This is a genomic window from Bradyrhizobium sp. AZCC 1721, from assembly GCF_036924715.1.
Taxonomy (GTDB): Bacteria; Pseudomonadota; Alphaproteobacteria; order Rhizobiales; family Xanthobacteraceae; genus Bradyrhizobium.
Map to the genome: position 1 here is coordinate 4151961 of NZ_JAZHSB010000001.1, position 22303 is coordinate 4174263.

General features: G+C 63.4%; 19 protein-coding genes. 6 read left to right on the top strand and 13 right to left on the bottom strand.

Annotation, left to right across the window (positions count from 1 at the left end):
- The first annotated feature begins 143 nt into the window (after positions 1-143).
- Both V1273_RS19875 and V1273_RS19880 read left to right on the top strand, forming a co-directional pair.
- Positions 144-677, top strand: coding sequence for a DUF992 domain-containing protein (locus V1273_RS19875; RefSeq protein WP_334363012.1), 534 nt, complete (start codon positions 144-146; stop codon positions 675-677).
- Between the two features lie 223 nt (positions 678-900).
- Entirely contained in the window at positions 901-1677 is a 777-nt protein-coding gene (locus V1273_RS19880) for a hypothetical protein (RefSeq protein WP_334363013.1), read from the top strand.
- A 215-nt stretch (positions 1678-1892) separates the two neighbouring features.
- Here V1273_RS19880 and V1273_RS19885 read toward each other — a convergent pair whose 3' ends face one another.
- A complete protein-coding gene (locus tag V1273_RS19885; RefSeq protein WP_334363015.1) occupies positions 1893-3116 on the bottom strand; it encodes a glycosyltransferase family 87 protein in 1224 nt (407 codons plus the stop codon).
- 920 nt (positions 3117-4036) lie between these two features.
- Here V1273_RS19885 and V1273_RS19890 point away from each other — a divergent pair.
- Positions 4037-5014 carry an IS110 family transposase gene (locus V1273_RS19890; protein WP_334408422.1) on the top strand — a complete coding sequence of 326 codons (978 nt, stop codon included), beginning with the start codon at positions 4037-4039 and terminating at the stop codon, positions 5012-5014.
- 214 nt (positions 5015-5228) lie between these two features.
- Here the strand turns inward: V1273_RS19890 and V1273_RS19895 are convergent, their stop codons facing one another.
- The 3 genes from V1273_RS19895 to V1273_RS19905 all read right to left on the bottom strand — a co-directional run bounded on the left by V1273_RS19895 (position 5229) and on the right by V1273_RS19905 (position 8828).
- Positions 5229-7121: a hybrid sensor histidine kinase/response regulator gene (locus tag V1273_RS19895; protein ID WP_334382042.1), complete on the bottom strand. Its 1893-nt coding sequence runs from the start codon at positions 7119-7121 to the stop codon at positions 5229-5231.
- Positions 7122-7238: 117 nt separating this feature from the next.
- Complete coding sequence (locus V1273_RS19900) at positions 7239-8009, bottom strand: gamma-glutamyl-gamma-aminobutyrate hydrolase family protein (RefSeq protein WP_334382041.1); 771 nt, start codon at positions 8007-8009, stop codon at positions 7239-7241.
- A 123-nt stretch (positions 8010-8132) separates the two neighbouring features.
- On the bottom strand, positions 8133-8828 hold the full coding sequence (locus tag V1273_RS19905; RefSeq protein WP_334382040.1) for a hypothetical protein: 696 nt from the start codon (positions 8826-8828) through the stop codon (positions 8133-8135).
- 146 nt (positions 8829-8974) lie between these two features.
- Between V1273_RS19905 and V1273_RS19910 the strand changes: the two genes are divergently transcribed.
- Entirely contained in the window at positions 8975-10102 is a 1128-nt protein-coding gene (locus V1273_RS19910; protein WP_334382039.1) for an AI-2E family transporter, read from the top strand.
- A 5-nt stretch (positions 10103-10107) separates the two neighbouring features.
- Here the strand turns inward: V1273_RS19910 and V1273_RS19915 are convergent, their stop codons facing one another.
- Positions 10108-10410 carry an antibiotic biosynthesis monooxygenase family protein gene (locus V1273_RS19915; RefSeq protein WP_057839131.1) on the bottom strand — a complete coding sequence of 101 codons (303 nt, stop codon included), beginning with the start codon at positions 10408-10410 and terminating at the stop codon, positions 10108-10110.
- Positions 10411-10624: 214 nt separating this feature from the next.
- Here V1273_RS19915 and V1273_RS19920 point away from each other — a divergent pair, with 214 nt between their 5' ends.
- Positions 10625-12778, top strand: coding sequence for a carboxypeptidase regulatory-like domain-containing protein (locus V1273_RS19920; RefSeq protein WP_334410631.1), 2154 nt, complete (start codon positions 10625-10627; stop codon positions 12776-12778).
- A 10-nt stretch (positions 12779-12788) separates the two neighbouring features.
- Here V1273_RS19920 and V1273_RS19925 read toward each other — a convergent pair whose 3' ends face one another.
- From V1273_RS19925 to V1273_RS19955, 7 genes are all read right to left on the bottom strand, one after another.
- Positions 12789-13025 carry a hypothetical protein gene (locus V1273_RS19925; protein ID WP_334384222.1) on the bottom strand — a complete coding sequence of 79 codons (237 nt, stop codon included), beginning with the start codon at positions 13023-13025 and terminating at the stop codon, positions 12789-12791.
- Positions 13026-13162: 137 nt separating this feature from the next.
- The gene (locus V1273_RS19930; protein ID WP_334410632.1) at positions 13163-14134 is read right to left on the bottom strand and encodes a Bug family tripartite tricarboxylate transporter substrate binding protein; all 972 of its coding nucleotides are present in this window, start codon (positions 14132-14134) and stop codon (positions 13163-13165) included.
- Positions 14135-14191: 57 nt separating this feature from the next.
- Positions 14192-15322, bottom strand: coding sequence for an iron-containing alcohol dehydrogenase (locus tag V1273_RS19935; protein WP_334410633.1), 1131 nt, complete (start codon positions 15320-15322; stop codon positions 14192-14194).
- 19 nt (positions 15323-15341) lie between these two features.
- The gene (gene pdxA, locus V1273_RS19940) at positions 15342-16373 is read right to left on the bottom strand and encodes a 4-hydroxythreonine-4-phosphate dehydrogenase PdxA (protein ID WP_334382035.1); all 1032 of its coding nucleotides are present in this window, start codon (positions 16371-16373) and stop codon (positions 15342-15344) included.
- On the bottom strand, positions 16370-17482 hold the full coding sequence (locus V1273_RS19945; protein ID WP_334412243.1) for a four-carbon acid sugar kinase family protein: 1113 nt from the start codon (positions 17480-17482) through the stop codon (positions 16370-16372). Before V1273_RS19945 ends, pdxA begins: the two co-directional genes overlap by 4 nt.
- Positions 17483-17484: 2 nt before the next feature.
- The gene (locus tag V1273_RS19950; protein ID WP_334410634.1) at positions 17485-18948 is read right to left on the bottom strand and encodes an FAD-binding oxidoreductase; all 1464 of its coding nucleotides are present in this window, start codon (positions 18946-18948) and stop codon (positions 17485-17487) included.
- 25 nt (positions 18949-18973) lie between these two features.
- A complete protein-coding gene (locus tag V1273_RS19955; RefSeq protein ID WP_334382033.1) occupies positions 18974-19897 on the bottom strand; it encodes a dihydrodipicolinate synthase family protein in 924 nt (307 codons plus the stop codon).
- A 128-nt stretch (positions 19898-20025) separates the two neighbouring features.
- Between V1273_RS19955 and V1273_RS19960 the strand changes: the two genes are divergently transcribed.
- A complete protein-coding gene (locus V1273_RS19960; RefSeq protein WP_334382032.1) occupies positions 20026-20847 on the top strand; it encodes an IclR family transcriptional regulator in 822 nt (273 codons plus the stop codon).
- 41 nt (positions 20848-20888) lie between these two features.
- Here the strand turns inward: V1273_RS19960 and V1273_RS19965 are convergent, their stop codons facing one another.
- Positions 20889-22103 (bottom strand): GGDEF domain-containing protein, encoded by a 1215-nt coding sequence (locus V1273_RS19965; protein WP_334410635.1) that lies wholly within the window; start codon positions 22101-22103, stop codon positions 20889-20891.
- Between the last annotated feature and the right edge of the window lie 200 nt (positions 22104-22303).

The window sequence follows — 22303 nt, forward strand, 5'->3', positions numbered from 1 at the left end:
CGTGTACTCATGCCGCCAACTGCTGCCGCGAATTCCGCTCATATGGCCGCAAGCGCTCTAAGGCCGCTATGGGGGCAGGAACCTCGCAATGTCGCCGCGCGTTGAGGGGGTCCATCAGAATGCGTCGAAGGAGGACGCGGCCCATGAACAAAGCAACCCTGAATAGAACAGCCTTGAATAGTCTCGCAACCACATGCGTCGCTCTGGCGCTCGCCCTTGCCATGGCTCCGCCGGCCACGGCTCAGGACACCGGGCGGACGAGGGTCGGCACGCTCACCTGTAACATAGCGCCCGGTGTCGGCCTCGTTGTCGGGGGGCAACGGCAACTGAGCTGTGTCTATGCGTCATCGAGAGGCAGGGGCCGCGAGGCTTATGAGGGCACCGTCAGCACGCTTGGCCTCGACATCGGCGCCACGACCGGCGGTCAGTTGGCCTGGGCGATTTTTGCACCGACCACGCTGCGCCGCGCGGCATTGGCGGGAACCTATACGGGTGCGACCGCCGGCGGCACGGTCGGTGCCGGAGCGAGCGCCAACGTCCTGGTTGGAGGCTCGGACCGCACGGTAATGATGCAGCCGCTATCGGTGCAGGGGCAGACAGGCGTGAATATTGCGGCAGGCGTATCCACAATGGAGCTGCGGCCGGCCGCTGCGCCCGCGCGCCGCGCGCCCCAGTGACGACATCGTCGCTGGTGAACTAGTCGGCGGCTTGCCGCCGGGATCATTGTTGCAAGATGCGAAAGGCGCCTGCATTCGGGCGCCTTTTGTTTTCATTTCCGGTCTTGCTCAACGCTAACCGGGCTTCCGCGTGATCTTGCGGTTCCCAAATCCCATTGAAATCAAGACTTCTCCCAAATCGTGGCGGTGATTGTCGCTTTTAGACCTCTCTGGCAGCGTACTGGTGGACAAGAATAACAAGAGGCGACATCAGCCAATGGCGACAAAAGACGGTTTCCCGCCGGATCGTTCTCCTCTCTTTCTGTCCGAACATACCGAAAAAATCGCGCAGCCGGATATAGGGAAGGCTTTGAACAGAGCGGCTATCTCGTCGCGAATCCTTAAGGCGAGTATTTGGGCTGTAACGGCGACAGCGATCGGTATCGCGATCCTATCAGTGGGAGATCCAGTCGCGCTCGTTGAGAACGTCACGGCTACGTGGGTCGAAAAACCGGCGCTCCAGTCTGACGTCGATTCGTCGGCGCCAGCAGTTCAATCAATCGCCGGCACTCAGGACTCGCCGCCGAAGACAAGCGATGTGTCGGCGCGCGACGAAATTGCAGCAGCTTCTGAACCTGCCGATCAGAATCAAACCGTGACCGGTCAACCGCCGGCCGAATCCTTGTTGAAGGAATTCGAAGCCTGGGCGGCCAGGGAAGATGCACGGGCACAGGAAGATACACGGGCACAGGTCGTGCCCGTACAGCTCGCGCAAGCTGCCCCAGTGCAGGTTGCGCAAGATGCCCCAGTTCAGGCCCAGCCAACGAAGAAACATCGACGGGCCCGGTCCGTGCACAATGCGCGAGCGGAGATCCGGTCCCAGCGACGTCCCCGAGCAAAGGTCCGGGAAGAGCAAAATGCACCGGTACAGATCGCGCCCGTGCCGGACCCCCGGGCACAGGAGCAGGCTGTGCAAAATGCCCAGACACCGTCGCTCCTGCAAAGCTTGGGTTTGCGTTAGACCAACGTCACCGCAATCGCGCTTCGCCACGACCTCCAATGCAGCAAGCGTAGCCCCGGGTGAGCGCAGCGACACCCGAGATTGCCGCCATCCCCGCATATCGTTGCGCCCATGCGGGCTACTTGCTAGTCGGCGGCTTGCCGCCGGGATCATTGTTGCAAGATACGAAAGGCGCCTGCATTCGGGCGCCTTTTGTTTTTGCGGTATGCCCGCCACTACGTTGCAACCCGCACCTCTGCTGATGACGCTCGCTCGGATGTATCATGGGCCAACCGCCACAGCAGACGAGCCGCGAACAGCGGCAGGATGATTAGCGCGCTGGGAATATGCGCAAAGCCCAATGGAAACATCAGAATGGGCAACATCCATAGCGCCAGCGAAAGGCATTGATCGACAAACGTTTCGTTTCCGCGCTGGCGCAAGAGCGCAACAATCCATCCGAACACGACCATGTCGTAGTTCATTATCCAAGGCAAAAACAGGAAAGTCGCGGTGACGAACAGCGCTTGTGAGAGCACCGGATCCCGCTTGCGCCAGACCGTCCAAACAACCGCGCCAAAAGCGCAGGCCGATACCACCGCTTGGACCACCCAGGCACAACTATCCGGCAGGCCGATAAGGCGAGCGTTGACAAAGGCTGAGGCAACGATCGGCCAGCCCTTGATACCGGCGACGTTCAGCAAGTAATGCTGTTGCGGTGTTACCTTCTGCCAATACTGTATCCAGATATCCGGCCCAAACCATATTGCAGTCGCGGCGACAAGCAACACCGTTGTAGCGACCGCTGAGCTAATGACGCGCCAGTGTCCGCCCAATAGCAACAATACCGGAAGCAGTAGCCCAAATTGCGGCTTGATAGTCAGGATACCGAACAGGATTCCGGCGATGATCGGTCGCCGATCGAGATTTGCCAGTCCGCCGATCAAAAGCGCAGCCGTCAAGAATCCATTTTGGCCCAAGAACACGTTCACGGTGACAGCAGGCGCGACCGCCAGAAATAACCAGTATTTTCGGTCGACGCCACTCGCGATCGCCGCCCACACATAGAGCGCGAGCCCGACTGCGCACCAAACTATGTAGGAAGGCAAAAAGCCCAGCAAACCAAAGGGCCAAATAAGGAGCACAATATGCGGAGGATACGACCAATACATTGGTGCCAAATCGGAGATACCGGTCGCCTTCACCAGTGCAGCCATGTAGACGTCGGAATCAAACCAGTCCGCAGGACCGCTCGAAAACACCGAGCGGCCGCCCATCCAAGTGTTAAGAAAATCCCGACCGACTGGAAAACCGCCCGGGTCGAGAATGAAAGTTGAAAACGACTGATCCGCCGCTAGTTTGAAGTCCAGTGCGACGATAAAGGCGAGGATAGCCGCAGCCGCCGCGGTGAATACCGCATAAACCTTCTCGGATACCGAAGCACGTGCTTGGTGGCCCAACGTTGTCATGCCCGACCAGTACAACGGTAAAGTAAAGGATCTATTCAAGGAAGTTAGCCAGCGACTAGCCATGATCGTCGCGCACGATCGCGTGGATGCCAATATTCGGCTGCTCGTCTTTCGACGGGCAAATCACTTCTGATTTTCAGAAATCGTGTCAAGTCCAGGAAACGAAAAGAATCAAAAATATTCCGCTTTCGTTCTCACCCAAATCACGCGCATAACTCCGTCCGTCTCACGGCGAGATGAGGGGCGGCTCGCGATCGTCACGAACGTGCGGTGAGATGCGATGGACGCGGAATGCGCAAGACGTAGGCGCAGGAAGCGTACGGCGAAGTCGTGTGGTTCGGGCGCCGCGGTGCTGGCGTTAAGTCGGCGGGAAGTGTCCCGCCGATGACGGAGGTAAAAGAGCCGTTCTCCGGGAAGAGCACGAAGTAAGCCGTAAAGCCATTGCGCAGGGAAGGCCGGGCTGCTCCCGCTGTACCTGTATGCTCGTGTGCGCTTTTGCTATGCGCAATGGCACACGAGACCGCGGGTGCAGCAAGCACCCGGTCTTCCCTGCGCCCTCTGTTTGGAGAGGGAGCAAACGAAGATGCAAACCTCGGGCGATCAGCGTCGCGAGATCGCGAACTCATACTCGGTTGTCGTTCACCCGCCAACGGGTCGCGCGAATGCGCGCCCGATGACAGGCTCCGGCGGGTGACCCAGTTCCCAGAGACGGCAGTGATTGAACCGATAAGCCGCGGCGTACTGGATTGCATGATGGCGTCGCCATCCTGTTGGATGGGGCGCCGGCGGCCCCTCGAGTACTGGTCAGGTCCTGCAAGACCGTGGGAATCTTAGGACCGCCGGCGTTACGGTCTGACACGCGCACGGTAGAGAGGGCCTGAGCCCGCATTGCAATCCGGCGTGCCGACCAGATGCATATTCTGTCGGAGAACAGCCACATGGACAAGATGGTGATCGGGGTGGACGTTGCCAAGGAGTGGATCGACATTGCGATCGCGGGTGACAGTCGGGTCAAGCGGATCGCGAACAGTGAGCGAGCGATTGACGCTTGGTTTATGCAGATCGGGGCCGGCTCGATCGGCCTGGTCGCGTTCGAGCCGACGGGCGGCTATGAGCGGCTTCTGCGACGGTGTCTCCGCCGCGCGAAGGTCGCCTTCAAGCAGGTGCACCCGAACGAAGTCGTCGCCTATCGCAGGCGGCGTGGCATCAAGGCCAAGACGGACCGCATCGACGCCAAATTGTTGGCCGACTTTGCCGCCGAGGAGCTCGCTCGCCGCGACATCGAGTCGGTTCCAGAGGCCGATGAGGTCTTACGTGAACTCGCATCGCGGCGCCGGCAGTTACAGGCTCTGCTGCATGCCGAGACCTGCCGCTGCGACGTGGCAGACAGCGCCATTGTGCGCAAGAGCCTGCGGGCGGTCATTGCCGCCCTTGAGCGTTCACTCGCTACGGTCGACAAGGCCATCGCCGAACGCATCGCAAGCTCCGCGCATGCCGAGACCAGCCGGCGGCTGCAAACCTTCTGCGGTGTCGGCCCCGCCATCGCGGAAACATTGATCGCGGACCTGCCGGAACTCGGACATCTGTCAGGCAAGAAAATCGCGGCCCTTTGCGGCCTTGCCCCGCACACGCGCGACAGCGGCAAGCAGCACGGGCATGCGTCCATTGGTCATGGCCGCTCCAGCGTGCGCAAAGTGCTCTTCAACGGCGCCCGCAGCGCGATCCAGCACAATCCGGTCATGAAGGCCTTCTACCGACATCTGGTCGATGACAATCATCGCCTGGGCAAGGTCGCGCTCACCGCCGTCATGCGCAAAATGCTGGTGACGCTCAACGCCATGATCCGTGACCGATCAGATTGGAGACACGCAGCCAGGCCTGCGGCATGAGCCTTCGATCATGGCAAGCCAACGCGGCAGCGAGCGCAGCCGGTCAAGGCCGGCATCGCCGCCGCGCAGCGGTCGCCTTGACCGGCGAGCACGATGCCGCACTCTCGCCCATGATCGACCTCTTGACGAACATCACGGTAGATCCCCGCCTTCGCGGGGATGACAGTCAAGTGTTGCGTCGCTATCTCCGCGTCATTGCGCGGAGAATCGCGCCCTACCCCTGCCTCGGCGGATTTTCCTTCAGGAAGCGATCTACGTCCTCCTGCACCGAATATGGCAGAGGGATCGGGTCGCCCATGTGGTCGATCGCGCGGTCGAGGCAGAGGCGCAGCATGCGCGCCAATTCAGCCTTGCGGTACGGCTTGGCGAGCAACAGCACGCCCTCGCCGAGACGCTCGCCCGAACCAAAGGCATCGAAGGTATGGCCGGACGTATAGAGCACTCGGAGCGGCCGGCGCAGCTTGGCGACCTCCTCCACAAGCTGCCGGCCGTTGATCGCGCCGGGCATGACGATGTCGGTGAACAGCAGATCGAATGCTGCACCGGAGTTGACCAGCTCAAGCGCCTGCGCCGCGCTGGCGGCGGCAATGACCGTGTAGCCGAGGCTTTCGAGCCGGCCGACGACGTGCGCCCGCACCACGTCGTCATCCTCCACGCAGAGGATGGTGTCCGTTCCGCCCCGCAGTTCGCCGTCCGCCTCCGGCGGTGCATCGCTCGCGCCAAGCGCGTCCGAGGGCTCGGTATCGGCCTTGGGGAGAAGGATGCGGAAGCAGGCACCCTTGCCCTCCTCGCTCTCGACCACGACGCTGCCGCCGGATTGCTTTGCAAATCCGAACACCATGCTCAGCCCAAGTCCCGTGCCCACGCCGAACTGCTTGGTCGAAAAGAACGGCTCGAAAATCCTGTCGCGTATCGCGGGCGGAATGCCGACGCCGGTATCGATCACCTCGATCACGACATAGGCGCCCGCGCCGAGCCCACCCATGTCGGCGTCATGCTCACCGCGCGTGAGATTTTCCGTCCTGAACAGCAGCCTGCCGCCATCGGGCATGGCGTCACGGGCGTTGATCGCGAGATTGACGAGGGCGGAGGAGAGCTGGCTCCCGTCGACCCAAGCCGGCCAGACCTGATCGCTCAATGCGGTTTCGATTTGAATCTGTCGTCCGAGCGTCGGCGCCAGCAGTTGCACCACTTCCTCGACCAGCGCGTTGACGTCGGTCTCGCGCGGGCGCAGCGGCTGTTTGCGGGCGAAGGCCAAGAGGTTGGCCGTAAGCTGGCATGCGCGATCGGCGGCATCGCCGATCATTCGGGCGATCGAGGCGAGCGCCGGATCATGCTTGACGCCGTCGGCCAGGATTTCGATCGTGCCCGTGATCACGGTCAGCACGTTGTTGAAGTCGTGGGCGATGCCGCCGGTCAGTTGTCCGACCGATTCCATCTTCTGCGCCTGGAACAACTGCTCCTCCGCGGCGCGCTTGGCCGTGATGTCCCTGACGAAGGCGTTGATGATGTAGCCTTCGCCGCGGCGCAGTGCTGTGAGCGATATTTCGGCGAAGAATTCGCGGCCGTCCTTGTGCAGCAACGGCGCTTCGTATCGCCCGCCAACGGGGCTGGCTGCCGCCTCGCTCAGGAAGCGATCGACCCATTGCCGATGCACCGCGCGCTGCGATTCCGGAAACACCAGTTCGTCCATGCTCCGGCCGACGGCCTCAGTGCGCGTCCATCCCATCAGGGCCTCGGCATGCGGGCTCCAGCCGAGGATGACGCAGCGCTCATCGGTCTGGACAAAGGCGTCGAGCGAGCCTTCGATAATGGCTTGCGCCATGTCGCTGTCGATCAGCGTCTGGTCAGCGCGTCCCTCCTCCGCTCCGTTGCGTCCATCCGCAAGGCCCGCGACATCGGAAAGCCTGTGCCAAAGCCTCGCCGCAGCAAGAATCGTAAGCAGGCCGGTGATTGCAGCGCTCGCCAGCGCGGCGCCGACGATGATCGCCAGCGGCCCCAGCGAGGGGGCGCGCGTCGCCAGGAAATAGGTTACTGCGCTCACGACGCAGGACGTCACGAGGACCAGCAAGATCATCGCCGGCGCGAGACGTCCAGGTTGCGTCATGGCGGCTTTACCAGTGTCGAGTTGATGGGTGACTTAGCCGACTTCCCGGAGCCGATCCCATCTTTTCGGCCCCGTAGGATTACGGATGAGGTCGCTCCGGGACGCGCGTCTGTCCGGTCACCTCGCCCGCTCGTGCGCCTTGAGCGCCGCCCCGAACGCCTCGAACAGCTTGCGATTGATCGGATTGCGCTGCGGGTCATATTCGGCGTGCCACTGGACACCGAGCGCAAAGCTCGGGGCGTCCGCGATCCGGATCGCTTCGATGGTGCCGTCCTCGGCAATGCCTTCGATGACGACGCGCCTCCCCGGTTCAAGGATGCCCTGCCCGTGCAGCGAATTCACCCGGATGGTTTCGCAGCCGAGCAGGCTTGCAAAGGTGCCGCCGGGCGTGAGATGGACGTCGTGGCGGTCGGCGAACACGACCGTCGGGTCGGGATGGATTTCGCCGTTCTCCAGGCGCGGCATGCGGTGGTTCATGCGGCCGGGAATCTCGCGGATTTCCGGATGCAGCGAGCCGCCGAAGGCGACGTTCATTTCCTGCAGGCCGCGGCAGATGCCGAAGATTGGCACGCCGCGGGCAACGCAGGCCTCCGTCAGCGCCAGCGCGAGGTCGTCGCGGTGGATGTCGTAGGGCTCGTGCCTCTCATGCGGCTCGGTCTTGAAGCGGGTCGGATGGACATTGGCCCGTGCGCCGGTCAGCACGATGCCATCGACGACGTCGAGCAGCGCGCCGATGTCGGTAATCTCGGGCGACCCGGCAAACATCAGCGGCAGCGCCCCCGCCACGTCGGTGACCGCGCGCAGATTGCGCTCTCCGACCATCTGGGTCTGAAAACGATTTTCGACGCGATAAGCGTTCCCGATCACACCGACCACGGGTCGTCTCATCGCCGATTTTCCGCTGTCATCGTCCTGTGCAAGGACCTTCTGGGTTGGGCCGCCATTGCAGACGATAATGCCCGCGAGCCGGCGGCGGATCAATATCCGGCAGCGGCCTGCGGGCCTGCCCTGCTATTTTCGCGTGAAAGCCTCGCGGGCGTCGATGCTGTCGGCCCCGGGCAAACCGGCCGCCCGGAGCGCCGCGGCAGCCGAATTGCCGGCATCACCCAGCCATGGCAATTTCGCCTGAATTCCACGCGTGACCGGCTCGCCCAGCGCGCCGCCGAAATCGACCGGCCAATATCCGTTCGGCACCACTTCAGCCGATATTCCCTGAAGGCGATAGCCCCTGCCGAGCACGGCCTCCGCATCGTCGGGTGCTACCCGCCGCGCGGTGCCGGGGTTGGCCGGATCGGTAAAGGTCACGAGCACCGGGATCAGCGCGTCCTTTACCGGCACGACGCCGGTCAACCGGCTCATCTCGTTAAACGAGACCCGCTGGCCGGCCGCCGCCGTATAGGCGCGCAGGGCCACGTAGTTCACGTCATCCAGCACGAGGTTGTTGTCGACATGCGCGAGCAGCGCGACAAGGTTCTTGCCCTGCCCGAGATCGACGAAAATGGCGTCGCCGACGGTGCGGGTCTGACCGCGGCGGGTGTAGCTCCGATCGGGATGAACGGCCACCACGCCGGATGCCGATCTGCGCCCAAGCGGCGTCTCGACATCGACCGACAGACGATATTTGTGGGCGGGACGGTTGATTCTGATCTGGTCGCCGATCACCAGCGCCGCCAACAGCGCAATCGGGCCGAACCATTTGAAATTCATCTCGTCCTCGCCGGCGCCATGTCGGATTCGTCTACCGCTTGGCATACCGGACGTGGCAGCGTCAAACCGGCGCGTGCGCTCCCGCTTGATCCCGGCGGCGTTTTTGGCGAAAGACTGCAGACGACATTCTGCGAAAAGGAATCAACGTGAAAGGTCCGGCTGACAATCGCCTTCAGGCCCGCAACGATCTGGCGTGGGCGATATCGGTCGGAGGCATCGGCGTCGTGCTGTTCGCCGCGCTGCTCGTGTTCACCTGGCACTTTGCCGCGACACTGTTTCTGATATTTACCGGCATGCTGCTTGGTGTCGCGCTCAACGCCATGAGCAATCTGCTTGGACGCGTGGTGCGGCTGCCGCATGCGCTGCGCCTGACGATGGTCTGCCTGGTAGTCGCGGGCATGCTGTCGGGCATCGTCTTCCTCGGCGGCACCACGATCGCCCAGCAGACGACGGCGTTGAGCAACACGCTCAAATCGCAGCTCGTCAACGTCAAGGGCTTCCTGGAGCGGAACGGCATCGACACCAGCTTTTTCGATTTCGGCACCCTGTCGTCGACGTCGGACGATGGCACGCCGGCGCCCGCCGCGACGCCGACGCCGCACACGCTTCCCAGCGCCGGCACGATTGCGGCCAGCGGCGGCGCCATCTTCAGCCAGAGCCTGAAACTGATTCTCGGCACCGCCAGCGCAGTCGGAAACTTCTTCATCGTGCTGTTTTTGGGGATTGCCTTCGCGACCCAGCCAAGCGTCTACCGCAACGGACTGCTGTTCGTGGCGCCCGTGAAGCATCGCGTGCGCGCGGTTGCGATCGTCGATCGGATCGGCGAGACGCTGGAGCGCTGGTTGATCGCGCAGATCATCACCATGGTGGCGGTGTTTTTGGTGACCTGGATCGGGCTATCGATCATCGGCATCCAGAGCTCGTTCATCCTGGGCATCCAGGCGGGGCTGCTCGCCTTCATCCCGACGGTCGGCGCGATCCTCGGCGGGCTGATCGTGGTGCTCGCAAGTCTCGCGTCGGGATGGGTCGCGGGGCTCTCCGCCTTCATCCTGTTCCTCGGCGTGCACGCGCTGGAAAGCTACGTGCTGACACCGATCATTCAGCGGCAGGCGCTGGACATTCCGCCTGCGACGCTGTTTGCGTTCCAGATCCTGCTCGGCGTCGTCTTCGGCATCTGGGGGCTGGCGCTCGCGCTGCCGCTGATGGCGATCGCCAAGGTGATGATCGATCATTTCAAGGCGGAAGCGGCGCCGGCCGCGATAGCGGCCGGCTGATGGCTTCAGTCCGCCGTGGTCAGCACCGTCTCGGTATGCTCGACCTCGGGCGGCGAAGCAAAGTACGGGCCGACCAGCGCGCGCCAGGCGGTGAAATCTTCCGAACCGCGAAAGTCAACGGTGTGGTTTTCCAGCGTCTCCCACTTCGCCACCAGCCGATATCGCTGCGGCTTCTCGATCGATTTGTGCAGTTCAAACCCCTTGCCGCCCTTGGCGCGCAGAAACAGCGGGCGCGCCTTGGCGACGGCCGCTTCGAAATCCTTCTCAGTGCCCGGTTTGACGTCGATTTGCGCGATTTCGGTGATCATTGGTTACGCCCTCTCGTGAGAATTGGCGTGTCTAACCCAGCCGCCTCAAAAGCAAAAGGCGGATGCATAGGTGTTGCTGCGATGCACGGTGGCTCTCAATGCCGCAAGCGTGAGGAAACCGCGCCAGTGACATGCTCCCGCCGCAACCCTGGTCTGGTGTAGGCTTGCACCAGCAACGAGCGACAACAAGCTCGTGGTCACGGGGAGAGAAACGATGAATCTCGGTCGGATCCTGTTCTCCTTCACCCTGGCTGCGGCGGCAAGTGGACTGAGCTTGATGGCGGCGCCATCGCATGCGCAGCAGCCAGCGGCAGTCGCCATCGACAATGACGATATCGGCGGCGTGGTGCGTGGACCGAACGGCCCGGAGGCCGGCGTCTGGGTCATCGCTGAGACCACCGAACTGCCGACGAAATTCGCCAAGATCGTCGTCACCGACGACCAGGGCCGCTACGTGATCCCGGACCTGCCGCCGAACGTCAACTACGCGATCTGGGTTCGCGGCTATGGCCTCGTGGATTCACCCAAGCTGCGCGCCAAGCCCGGCCAACAGGTCAATCTCACGGCGGTCCCGGCGCCGAACGAGACGGCGGCCGCTCATTATTACTCGGCAATCTACTGGTACACGATGATGAAGATCCCGCCGGCAAAAGATTTCGGCGGCTCCACCGAGATCCCGAAGGAGATCACGCAGGAGATCTGGCGCCAGCGGATGAACAATGTCGACTGTATCGGCTGTCATCAGCTCGGCCAGGAATCCACTCGCACGATCCCGGCCGCGTTCGGCGAATTCAAATCGGGCGAGGAAGCCTGGATGCGCCGCGTTGCCGCAGGGCAAACCGGCGAATGGATGGTGAACCGGCTCGCCGGGCAAATGGGCGGCGTGCCGTTCAAATATTTCGGCGACTGGACGGACCGGGTGGCCAAGGGCGAGCTGCCGAAAGAAAAACCGCCGCGGCCGGCCGGCATCGAGCGCAACGTCGTGATCTCGTCCTGGGAATGGGCGACCGAAAAGCACTTCGTCCACGACCTGATCTCCTCGGACCGGCGTTATCCGACCGTCAACGCCTACGGCCCGCTGTTCGGGGCGAACGAATATTCTTCCGACGACATGCCGATCCTCGATCCCAAAACGCACAAGGTGACGTTCTCGAAGATGCCGGTCGCCGATCCCAACGCGCCGGAATCGTTCGGCCCTCCCCTGCATGGCACGGCCCTCCTCAATCCGGTCAGCCCTTCGGCCTATTGGGGCGACGAGAAGATCTGGAGCCAGCGGACCAATAATCACAACAGCATGTTGGACAAGAAGGGCCGCCTGTGGCTGGCGGCGGCCGTGCGCGGCATCGAAAATCCGGCGTATTGCAAGAAGGGATCTGATCACCCGTCGGCCAAGGCGTTTCCGCTCGAACGCTCAGGCCGGCAAGTGTCGGTATTCGATCCCAAGACTCAGAAGTACAGCTTCGTCGATACCTGCTTCGGCACCCATCATCCGCAATTCGGCTACGACGCCGACGATACGCTGTGGCTCTCGGGGACCGGCCCGGTCGCCGGATGGGTGAACACCAGGCTATGGGACGAGACCGGCGATGCCGTCAAAGCGCAGGGATGGGCACCATTCGTGCTCGATACCAACGGCAACGGCAAGGTCGACGAATATACCGACCCGGGCAAGCCGGCGGAGGCCGGCAAGGATATGCGCATTGCGGGCTCCGGCCCCTACGCGGTGATGCCGCATCCGACCGACGGCTCGGTCTGGTACACCGTCAACGTGTTCGTCGGTCCACCCGGCTTCATGCGGTTCGATCCCAAGACCAAGCTCTCGGAATTTTACGCGATACCGAAGGAAGGCATCGGCATCCGCGGCGGCGATATCGACAAGAACGGCGTGCTCTGGGGCTCGGGCTCGAACGGCAGCCTGATCCGCTTCGATCGCAGCAAGTGCAAGGCGCCGCTGAACGGGCCGGGCGCGACCGGCAATCACTGCCCGGAAGGCTTCGCCTACTTCAAATATCCTGGCCCCGGCTTCGAAGGGTTCGAGAACTCCAGCGCCGAGGCGAGCTATTACACCTGGGTCGATCACCACAACACGGGCGGCCTCGGCGAGAACATCCCGATCTCCACCGCCAACCTCAACGACGGCTTCGTCGCCTTTAAGGACGGGCAGATGGTGATGTTGCGCATCCCCTATCCGCTCGGCTTTTTCGCCAAGGGCCTCGACGGCCGCATTGACGATCCAAACGCAGGCTGGAAAGGCCGTGGCCTCTGGAGTTCGAGCGGCGACCGCACACCCTGGTTGATGGAGGGCGGCAAGGGCTCAAAGCCGCGGGCGGTGCATATTCAGGTACGCCCCGACCCACTGGCGAAGTGAGGAATAGCGGCTAGCCGAACAGCAGCGCCGTGCCGGCGACCATCAGCGCAAAGCCGATGAACAGGATGGCAGGCCAGCGCATTCTGCGCTGAACGTAACGCCCCTGCGCACGGCGCTCGGTGATGAGCGCCATCTCGAATTCTTCCGAGGTCGAGAACATGCAACCAAACCCGCCGCGGGCGGAGGCTGCGGCCGCTTCGAGCGACATCAGGGCAGCCTGTGGGTTTCGTCTGCGGGGTGAATCCATACGCAGATGATATGGATGGAATGGTAAACGGGAGGTTACCGCACCAACTTCATCCGGAGACTCATTCAAAAGTGTTGAATAGCCTCCGGACGTATCGCCTTGTTCACGCGTAATGTTTCAGTCAGCGCTGAGAAGCGCTACTCCAGCTTGATGTTGGCGGCTTCGATGACCTTCTTCCATCGCGCCGTCTCCGATGCGATGTAGGCCGCAAACGGTTGAGCATCGAGCGCCACGGCGTCGGCGCCGAGTTCGGCCATCTTCTGCACCGTCTCCGGCTGCTGCATGAAGGCCCTAATCTCCGCCGACAGCTTTTCAACAATCGGCTTCGGCGTGGCGGCCGGGACAAAGAAGCCGTGCCAGGCGACCGCCTCGAAACCGGGTAGATGCTCGGCGACGGTGGGAAGATTCGGATCGAACGACGCGCGCTTGGGCGTTGCGGCCGCGATCAGCGCGAGCTTGCCGGTCTTCGCCTGCGGCAGGAGCAGCGGCACGTTGTCGAACGCGAGGTCGATCTGGCCGCTGAGGAGATCGGTCAGCATCGTGCTCGAGCCCTTGTAGGGCACATGCACCATCTTGGTCCCGGTCATCTGCTGGAACAACTCACCCGCCAGGTGCTGCGAAGTGCCGACACCCGCCGAACCGAACGAGACCTTGTCCGGATTGGCCTTCAGATAAGCGATCAGGTCCGGCAGGGTCCGCGCCTTGATCTTGTCGGGATTGACGACCAGCACGTTGGGCACGACGCTGATCTGGACGATCGGCTGCAGATCCTTATCGGGCTGATAGCTGAGCTTCGGACCATACAGCGACGGGTTGATCGCAAGCGCGGACGTGCTCGCCAGGCCCAAGGTCAGGCCGTCCGGCGCCGACCGCGCCAGCCGCGTCACGCCGACGATGCTGCCGGCACCACCGACATTTTCGACCACAAACGGCTTGCCCAGCTTCGCCTGCACGTGATTGGCGACCATGCGCGCGAAGATATCCGCCGTACCGCCGGCGGCGAAGGGAACGATCACCGTCACCTGCCTGGGAGGATATGCGTCCTCCGCTTTGGTGGGCGCTGCCGCCAGCAGCATCGCCGACGCAACAATAAGCCTCATCAATCTCATCGAAGTTTCCTCTGCTTCCTGCTTGTTATTGGTTGGTGCCGTGCGCCGCAGACCGGGCTAGAACGCCGTCTCGTACATCTTCAAAATCTCGTCACGGCTCAAATCGCGCGGGTTGTTGTCGAGCAGACGACGGATTGCATGCGCCTCGTCCGCCATGACGCTGAGATCGTCTTTGGGAACACCGAGCGCGGACAACCGCATCTCGATGCCAAGATCGGCGCAGAAACCATAAGCGGCGTCGAACGCAGCCGCTGGAACGTTACGTTCTGACAAGCCGAGCGCGTGCAGCACGGCGATCGTCTTCGTCGAGACTGCCGGCATATTGAACGCCAGCGTATGCGGGAAGATCACCGCGCAGGCGAGGCCATGCGCCACATGATGCCGCGTGCCGAGCGGATAGGCGACCGCGTGGCCTGCCGTCGTATTCACCGGGCCGAGGCAATAGCCGCCATAAAGCGAGGCCAGCGCAAGGCCGGCACGCGCTTCACGGTCGCTGCCATCGGCAACCGCACGCCGCAGATAGCGTCCGACCAGCCGCGCCCCCTCAATCGCGTAGAGGTCGATCGCAGGATGCGCCTTGCGGTTGGTGTAAGCCTCGACGCAATGCGCCAGCGCGTCGACGCCGGTTGTCGCGGTGACATCCTTCGGCACCGTCATCGTGAGGTCGGGATCGACGATCGCGATGTCAGCCAGCATGAAGCGACTCTGAACCGCAAGCTTGTTGCGGCTGGCCGGATCGGTCACCAGCGCGCGGGTGCCGGCTTCGCTGCCGGTCCCCGAGGTGGTCGGAATCTGCATCAGCGCTACACTGCGGGCTGTAACCTTCTCGGCGCCCACGATGTCGGCAAAGGCGGTATCACCAGTGCAGAGCACGGCGACCAGCTTGGCGAGATCCATCACGCTACCGCCGCCGAAACCGACGATGAGGTCGGGCGCGGCTTCACGCGCCATCGCCACCGCCTTTTCGAGGTTGGGCAGATCCGGCTCGGGCTTCACCTCGCCGAACAACTTGACGGCACCGGGCAATGCCAACTGATCGACGCGCCGCGCGTTGAAGGGATCCGAAATCACCAAGGGCCGCCGCGCGCCGATCCGCTTGGCGAAGTGAGCCGCAGCGGTGACTGTCCCACAGCCGAACTCGACGGCATTAGGACGAAGGATCTCGATCGCCGTGAAGGAATTGGTCATCTGGACGTTCATCTCATTGTTACGTTGACGACATGCCGGCGGCCAGGCGCTCGGCGTAGTCGATGGCCTCGATCAGGCTGTGCTCGTTGGCGATACCCTGGCCTGCGATGTCGAAGGCCGTGCCGTGATCGACGGAGGTGCGGATGATCGGAAGGCCTAGCGTGATGTTGACGCCGGAAAGCTCCTGCCAGCGACCGGTCGCGGGATCGACCTGGAAGCCGAGCAGTTTTACCGGAATGTGCCCCTGGTCGTGATACATCGCGACCGCCGCATCGAATTGGCCGGCGCGCAGCTTGACGAAGATGGTGTCGCCCGGCACCGGGCCGACGACGTCGAGTCCATCGGCAACCGCCCTGGCGATGGTCGGCGCCGAGACGTCGATATCCTGCCGTCCGAACAACCCGCCCTCACCGGCATGCGGATTGAGCGCTGCGATGGCGATCTTCGGATGCGCGATACCGAGCCGGAGCAGCGCGTCGTTGGTGAGATCAATCACCTGGCGAAGCCGCTCCGGGGTCAATCGCTTAGGCACGTCCTCCAGCGCCACATGTGTCGAGACGTGGCTGACGCGCATGTTGCCATGGGCGAGCAGCATCACAGAACCGCGCACGCCGGTGAGATGCGCCAGCATCTCGGTGTGTCCGGGATAGTGATAGCCTGCCTTGTTGAGCGCTTCCTTGTTCAGCGGCGCCGTGACGATAGCCGCGGTTCGGCCGGCCTGCGTCAGCCGCACGCCCTGCTCGACCGCTTTGAACGCAAAGCGGCCGCCATCGGCACTCAGCACGCCCGGATGGATCGGCGCGCCCTCAGCGTCGGCCTGCAGAAAGCTGAGATTGGGCCAATCGCCGTCTTCGGCGCTCACCTGCGGTATCGCGACGTCGGTACCGAGCGTGGCCTTTGCTCCCTCCAACGCAGCTCCGCTGCCGATGATTAGAAGGCGCAGATCGCCCCTCGCGATCCTGTCCTGCAATCCGATGCAAGCCTTGACGATAATTTCCGGCCCGATCCCGGCCGGATCGCCCATGGTAATCGCGAGATGGCGAGAGGTCATGTCGGTTTCCCTGTGCTGAGCAACTGATTGGCATGGAGCAGATCGCGCCATAGCTCCCTTGTACCAAACGCTCCGGATTTGGAGATCACGTCAACGCCAGCCCAACGGCCGCCCTGCAGGGTCGAGCGCGGCAGGCCCGGCACGAGGCGGCCTGCGACCCGCAACGCCTGCGCACCGAGAGCGATGCAAACCGCTTTCAAGGTCTCGCCGCCGGCCACGACCAGCGTGCCGGGAGGATCAAGCGCTGCAATCAATGCGGTCATTTCACGCGCGATCCGCCGGGCCGCCTCCGCGCGCGAAAGGCCCTCGGGAAGCGAGAACTTCACCAGCGCCACGCCGTCATCGGCAAGCTTGCGGTATACCCGCACCGCACCTCCGGCCTCGGCTTCGGCAAGGGTGACGGTGGCTTCTCCGCATGCCTCAAGCTGGGATGCGGTGACGATCTGATCGGAGCCAAACAATCCGAGCACCGGCTTCTTCAAGCGCCGAGATGCGCCAGCGTAGCTGCCGCGCGCCAACGCGCCGGCCAGTCCGCCGCTCCCGGACCATAGGACAGGCGCAGCAAGCTGGCGGCCCATTTCGACCACACGATCGAGATCCTGGTCACTCTCGGCATCGAAGACCTGAACGCCGCCATGCGACGGCGTCTCGAGCCGGCCTTGCCGGGCGTGGATGTTCTCCGCTTCGAGTTGCGCCAGCAGATTCGCGCCGACCGGATACCACTCGCCCTGCGACGTGCGGGCGAACTGCTGACCATCGCGGGTGCGGCGCCCCTGGTAGGCGAAAGCCGGTGCGACGACGCAGGAGGCCCAATAGCCGGTACGCAAGCAGGCGGCAAGCTCTGCAGCCCATGCTCCGCGCAACAGGCTGTCGACCTTCTTGTAGGCGATCGTGCCTTCACAAAGCAGCAGCGCCAGCCGTCCCACGATCTCGACGCTTTCCGCCCGTGCCAGCTCGCGGGTGCCGCTGTCGATCGCAAGGCTTGGCGAGTTGTTTGTCGAGAGCGCGTCCGGCCAAGTCACGTCGAACGGTCCGCATAGTCCGACGAACTCGGCTGCGGTATCGAGCGCACCGGTGAGGTCGTCGGCAAGAAGGCGGACGCTCGTCATCGTCATGCTGCTCCCGAATTGCCAGCCGTGCGGCGCTCGGCCGCGAAGATCTTGCCGGGATTCATCAGGCCGTTTGGGTCGAGCAGTTGCTTGATGCCGAGCATCAGGTCGATCTCGAGCGGGTCGGCCACGCGCGCGAGCCGGCCGCGATTGGTAATGCCGATGCCGTGCTCGGCGCTGATCGCGCCGCCCTGCGCCGCGGTTTCGTCGTCGACGATCTCGTTGATCTCTGTCACCAGCGCGGCCGTCGCGTGAGGATCGCGGCAGCGATCACGGTCGATCAGGGCGATCACGTGAATATTGCCGTCACCGATATGGCCATGCATCACCACACGCGCATGGGGAACGGCCGCCATGATCCTGGCTTCGACATTGGCGACGAACGCAGCCTGCCGCTCCAGCGGAACCACGCTGTCGTGCGAGACTACATATCCGCTCCGCTTGTTGCCTTCGGACACGCCGTGCCGCACCGCCCAAATCGCCTTCGCCTGGGCAAGGCTGGAGGCTAGCACGGCGTCCTCGGCCAGTCCCGCCTCCATCGCATCAGAAAGCACGGCGGCTAATGGCTCGTTGAGATCGATCCCGGCCAGCGTGTCGGTCAGTTCGACGATTAGGTACCACGGCGTGGTGAGTTCGAAGGGAATGGTGACATGGGGCACGGTCGCGGCGATCGCCTCGATCTGGCTGCGCGACATGATTTCCAGGCTGCCGAGCCGATCGCCGACGGCGCCGCGCAGCCGCTGCATGATCTGCAGGGCGTGGTCAACGCTCTGCAGTTTGAGCAGCGCCAAAGCCGAGCTGCGCGGCGGCGCGAATAGCTTCAGCACCGCCGCGGTGACGATGCCGAGTGTCCCCTCCGCGCCGATGAAGAGCTGCTTGAGCGCGTAGCCGGTGTTGTCCTTGCGCAGCGCGCGCAGGCCATTGAAAATGCGTCCGTCCGGCAGCACCACTTCCAGCCCGAGCACCAGGTCCCGCATCGGTCCATAACGCAGCACCGCCGTGCCGCCGGCATTGGTGGAAATATTGCCGCCGATCTGGCACGAGCCCTCGGCGCCGAGACTCAGCGGAAAGTAACGGTCCACAGCCATGGCCGCCGCCTGCACCTCGGCGAGGATACAGCCGGCCTCCACCGTAATCGTATTGGCGAGCGGGCTGACGTCACGCACGCGCCGCATGCGGTCGAGGCGGATCACGACATTGTATGCGCCATCATCCGGTGTGGCGGCGCCGCACATGCCGGTGTTGCCGCCTTGCGGGACGATCGAGAGCCGCTTGTCGGCACAATAGTGGACAACCGTCGCGACCTCGGCGGTCGAGCCGGGCTTGACGACTGCAACGGCACGGCCGCGGTAGCGTCCGCGCCAATCCACCACATAGGGCTCCTGATCAGGTGCGGAATCGATGACATAATTGTCGCCGACGATCGCCGCCAATCCAGCAAGCACATTTTGGAAGGATCCGGTCATCCGATCGTCTCGTCGCCCACTCGCGCTAGACGCTGGCGGCGGCAAACGCGCCGGCGTCGGCAAGCAACTCTTTCAACTGCGGAGCCGGCAGCGACTCCAGCGGCGGCCGCAGGCGTTGCCACCCGGCATGGCCGGTGTGCTGCGCAACCAATGCCTTCAGCGATGCCATCTGCGCAAAACGTGAGACGAGCTCGCGCGCCTTCACGATTCGCGCCTGCGCCACCGCAAGCCCGGCGTCATCGTCGCTATCGCGGAAGTGCCGATAGACATAGGCAAGATCGCGCGCGACGAGATTGGAGGTTGCGGTGATGCAGCCCGCGCCGCCCCTGCGCAGCAGCGGCAGGAGCAGCGGATCCGCGCCGGCCAGCACCGCAAAACCCGGAAAGCGCTCGACCATTGCGGTCATGTTGGCGAAGTCGCCGGAGGAATCCTTGATGCCGACAAAGGTCGTCGGATAGGCCGCGCGCAGCCGCCCAATCAGCGCATGCGAGATCGGCTGCATCGACATCTGGGGAATATGATAGAGCACGATCTTGAGCCGCGCATCGCCAAGCCGCTGCACGACTTCGCTGTAGGATGCATAGACACCGTCATCGGTGACGCCCTTGTAATAGAATGGCGGCAGCATCACCACCGTATCGACGCCGACCGAGAGCGCGTGGCGCGTCAGCACAATCGTATCGGTGAGCGCCGCGACTCCGGTTCCGGGCAGCAGCCGGTTCGGCGCGATGCCGTCCCGCACGACCGCCTCAAGCAGCGCGATGCGCTCGGCGACCGAGAAGGAGTTGGCTTCGCCGGTGGTGCCGAGCATCGCGATGCCATCGCAGCCCTCGCTCAGGAGATAGCGGCAATGCGCAACGAACCGTGCGTGGTCGGGTGCGAGTTCAGCGTCGAGCGGCGTCAGCGCCGCGCAGAACACGCCATGAGGATGCAGGGATGCTGTCGACAAAGATCCTCCGATCGCCCGAATCCCGTTGTTCGGAATGCGAACGTTTGTTATGTAACTTCTCCTAGAACTGGACCGCCGCCGCCGTCAAGGGGAGGCGACCGTCGTTCTTGCAAGCGGGCATTGACGAGATGGCCAAGACATCCAAGCGCGCGCCGACCACCGCGCCGAAAAATCCAAAGAACCACGTCGCATCCGTCGGCAAGGCCTTCGCTGTTCTGCAGAGTTTTTCGAGCGACGCCTTCGAGCTGACGCTCAGCGAGATTGCCGCGCGCGCCGATCTCGATCGCGGCACCGCGTTCCGTCTGATCCAGACGCTGAGGGAGCTTGGTTATCTCCATCCCGTTCCGCAGAGCCGTCGGTTCAGGCTCGGCGTCGCGTGTCTCGATCTCGGCTACACGGTGCTGTCAGGGGGAACGCTGCGCGCTTTGACCGAGCCGTTGCTGCGCGACCTCGTGCCATCAGTGAGCGATGCAGCGTCGCTCGGCGCGTTGGACGGGGGGGACGTGATCTATCTCGCGCGCGTCGGCACGGGCCTCGACCGGCACAAGATGGACCGTCGGCCCGGCACGCGAATTCCGGCTTACAGCGCCGCGCTCGGCCACGTCATGCTGGCGCATCTGCCGCGGGACGAGCAGATCCGCCGGCTGGAATTGCGGCCACGCATCAAATTGTCGGAAAAAACCCTGACGGATATCGATGCCCTGCTCGACCGGCTTGACCTGGTCAGGCAGCAGGGCCACGCGATCTCCGACGGCGAAAACGCTTACGGTCTTCGCACGCTGGCAGCGCCGATCTTCGACGCGCGAGGTTCGGTGACTGCCGGCTTGAGCGTCACGGTCGATGCGACGCGCATGGACATGACCGCCTTCCGCGACCAAGCCCTGCCCCAACTGATACGTGTCGCGGCGGTCGTGCAGGACCTCGCGATCAAATCCGGCCTATCGAACTAGTGCTTCAGCCCGCCTTGCGCAGCCGCGCGCACCATTCCGGGCTAGGTCGCCGGCACCTGGCGTTGCGAAGCTGCGCGCCCCGCGGTCTTGCGCCGCCACTTCTCGAGTGACAGCGGCAGCTCTTCCGCCGCCTCGACCCGGTTACGGCCGCCGCGCTTGGCCTGATAGAGCGCGGTATCGGCCGCCGCCAGCAATACTTCGAGCTCCGTGCCCGCCGGACCACCGGCGACGCCGATGCTGACGGTGGTGACGACCGGGCCTTCCTCGCAGACGATGTTGGATGCCTCGAACGCCTCGCGCACGCGCTCGGCCACGATTACGCCCTCTTCCAGCGGACACGCCAGCAACGCCGCGAACTCCTCGCCGCCGATGCGCCCCGACAGATCGCTGATGCGCAAATTGCTGGCCACGACAGTGGAGAACAATTTGAGGATCTCGTCGCCCGCGGGATGGCCGAAGCGGTCGTTGATGCTCTTGAAATGATCGATATCGAAAATCATCACCGTCACCGGCCGCCCTGCGGCGGCCTCGTGTTCGATCACGCGGTTGCAGGCTTCCGAAAAGCCGCGGCGGTTCAACATTCCGCTCAAGGGATCGACCGAGGCCGCGGTCTTGTGCACCGTCACGGCGCGGTCCGACACCAGCATGAAGATCACGAAGACGGTGCCGATCGCATACAAGATCAGTTCGACCGAGAATGCCGTCACCCAGATGCTGCTGGCAAAGGTCTCGTCATGCGGGCGCAACAGGCTGCCGAGCAAGATCGGCAGCGCCAGCACGCAACCATGCATCACGGGCACGACAATCGTCGGCCAGCGCTTGTGCATCGTCCTCCGCCGTTCGCTCCACAATTCGGAAGCCGTCAGCCCTGCATAGATCGCGACGATCGCCGCACCGACGACCAGCCGCATGGCGGGATTCAAGGACGGCAAAGCCAGCACCGTGCCGACCCAGGCGGTTGCGCCGAGGAAAAGCCCCGGCAGATTGGGCTTGCGGCCGTGGAATACGCGTGCGGCGTTCCAGACCATGCCGCAGGCCGCGAAACCAATCGCATGCAGCGTCAGCAATAGCGGCTCGCCGAGTTTGGCGCCGCCGATGGTCCAGATCGCCACCGACGATGCGCCAAGCAGGTAGGCCGTCCCCCACCACTTCAAGGCTGGAATGTTTTCCTGCTTGCCGAACAGCACCAGCATGGCCCCGAGCATGCCTGCGACCATCGTGGCAAATAAATAGAGCGTGGATGTATCGAACGACATGGGCTCACCCGAACGCGTGTGATGCTGCTTGTTCGGCGCACACTGAAAATGCAATTTCGCGCCATCGCATTAGGGGACACTAGGAGGGCCGTGTTCCAATTTCGTGAGTGCGGGTAAGCAAGTTTTCACGAAAATCCGTGGTAACCCATCACTAAATAGTAAGCAAAAAGGGCGCCGATCGGCGCCCTCTTTTCGTCCGG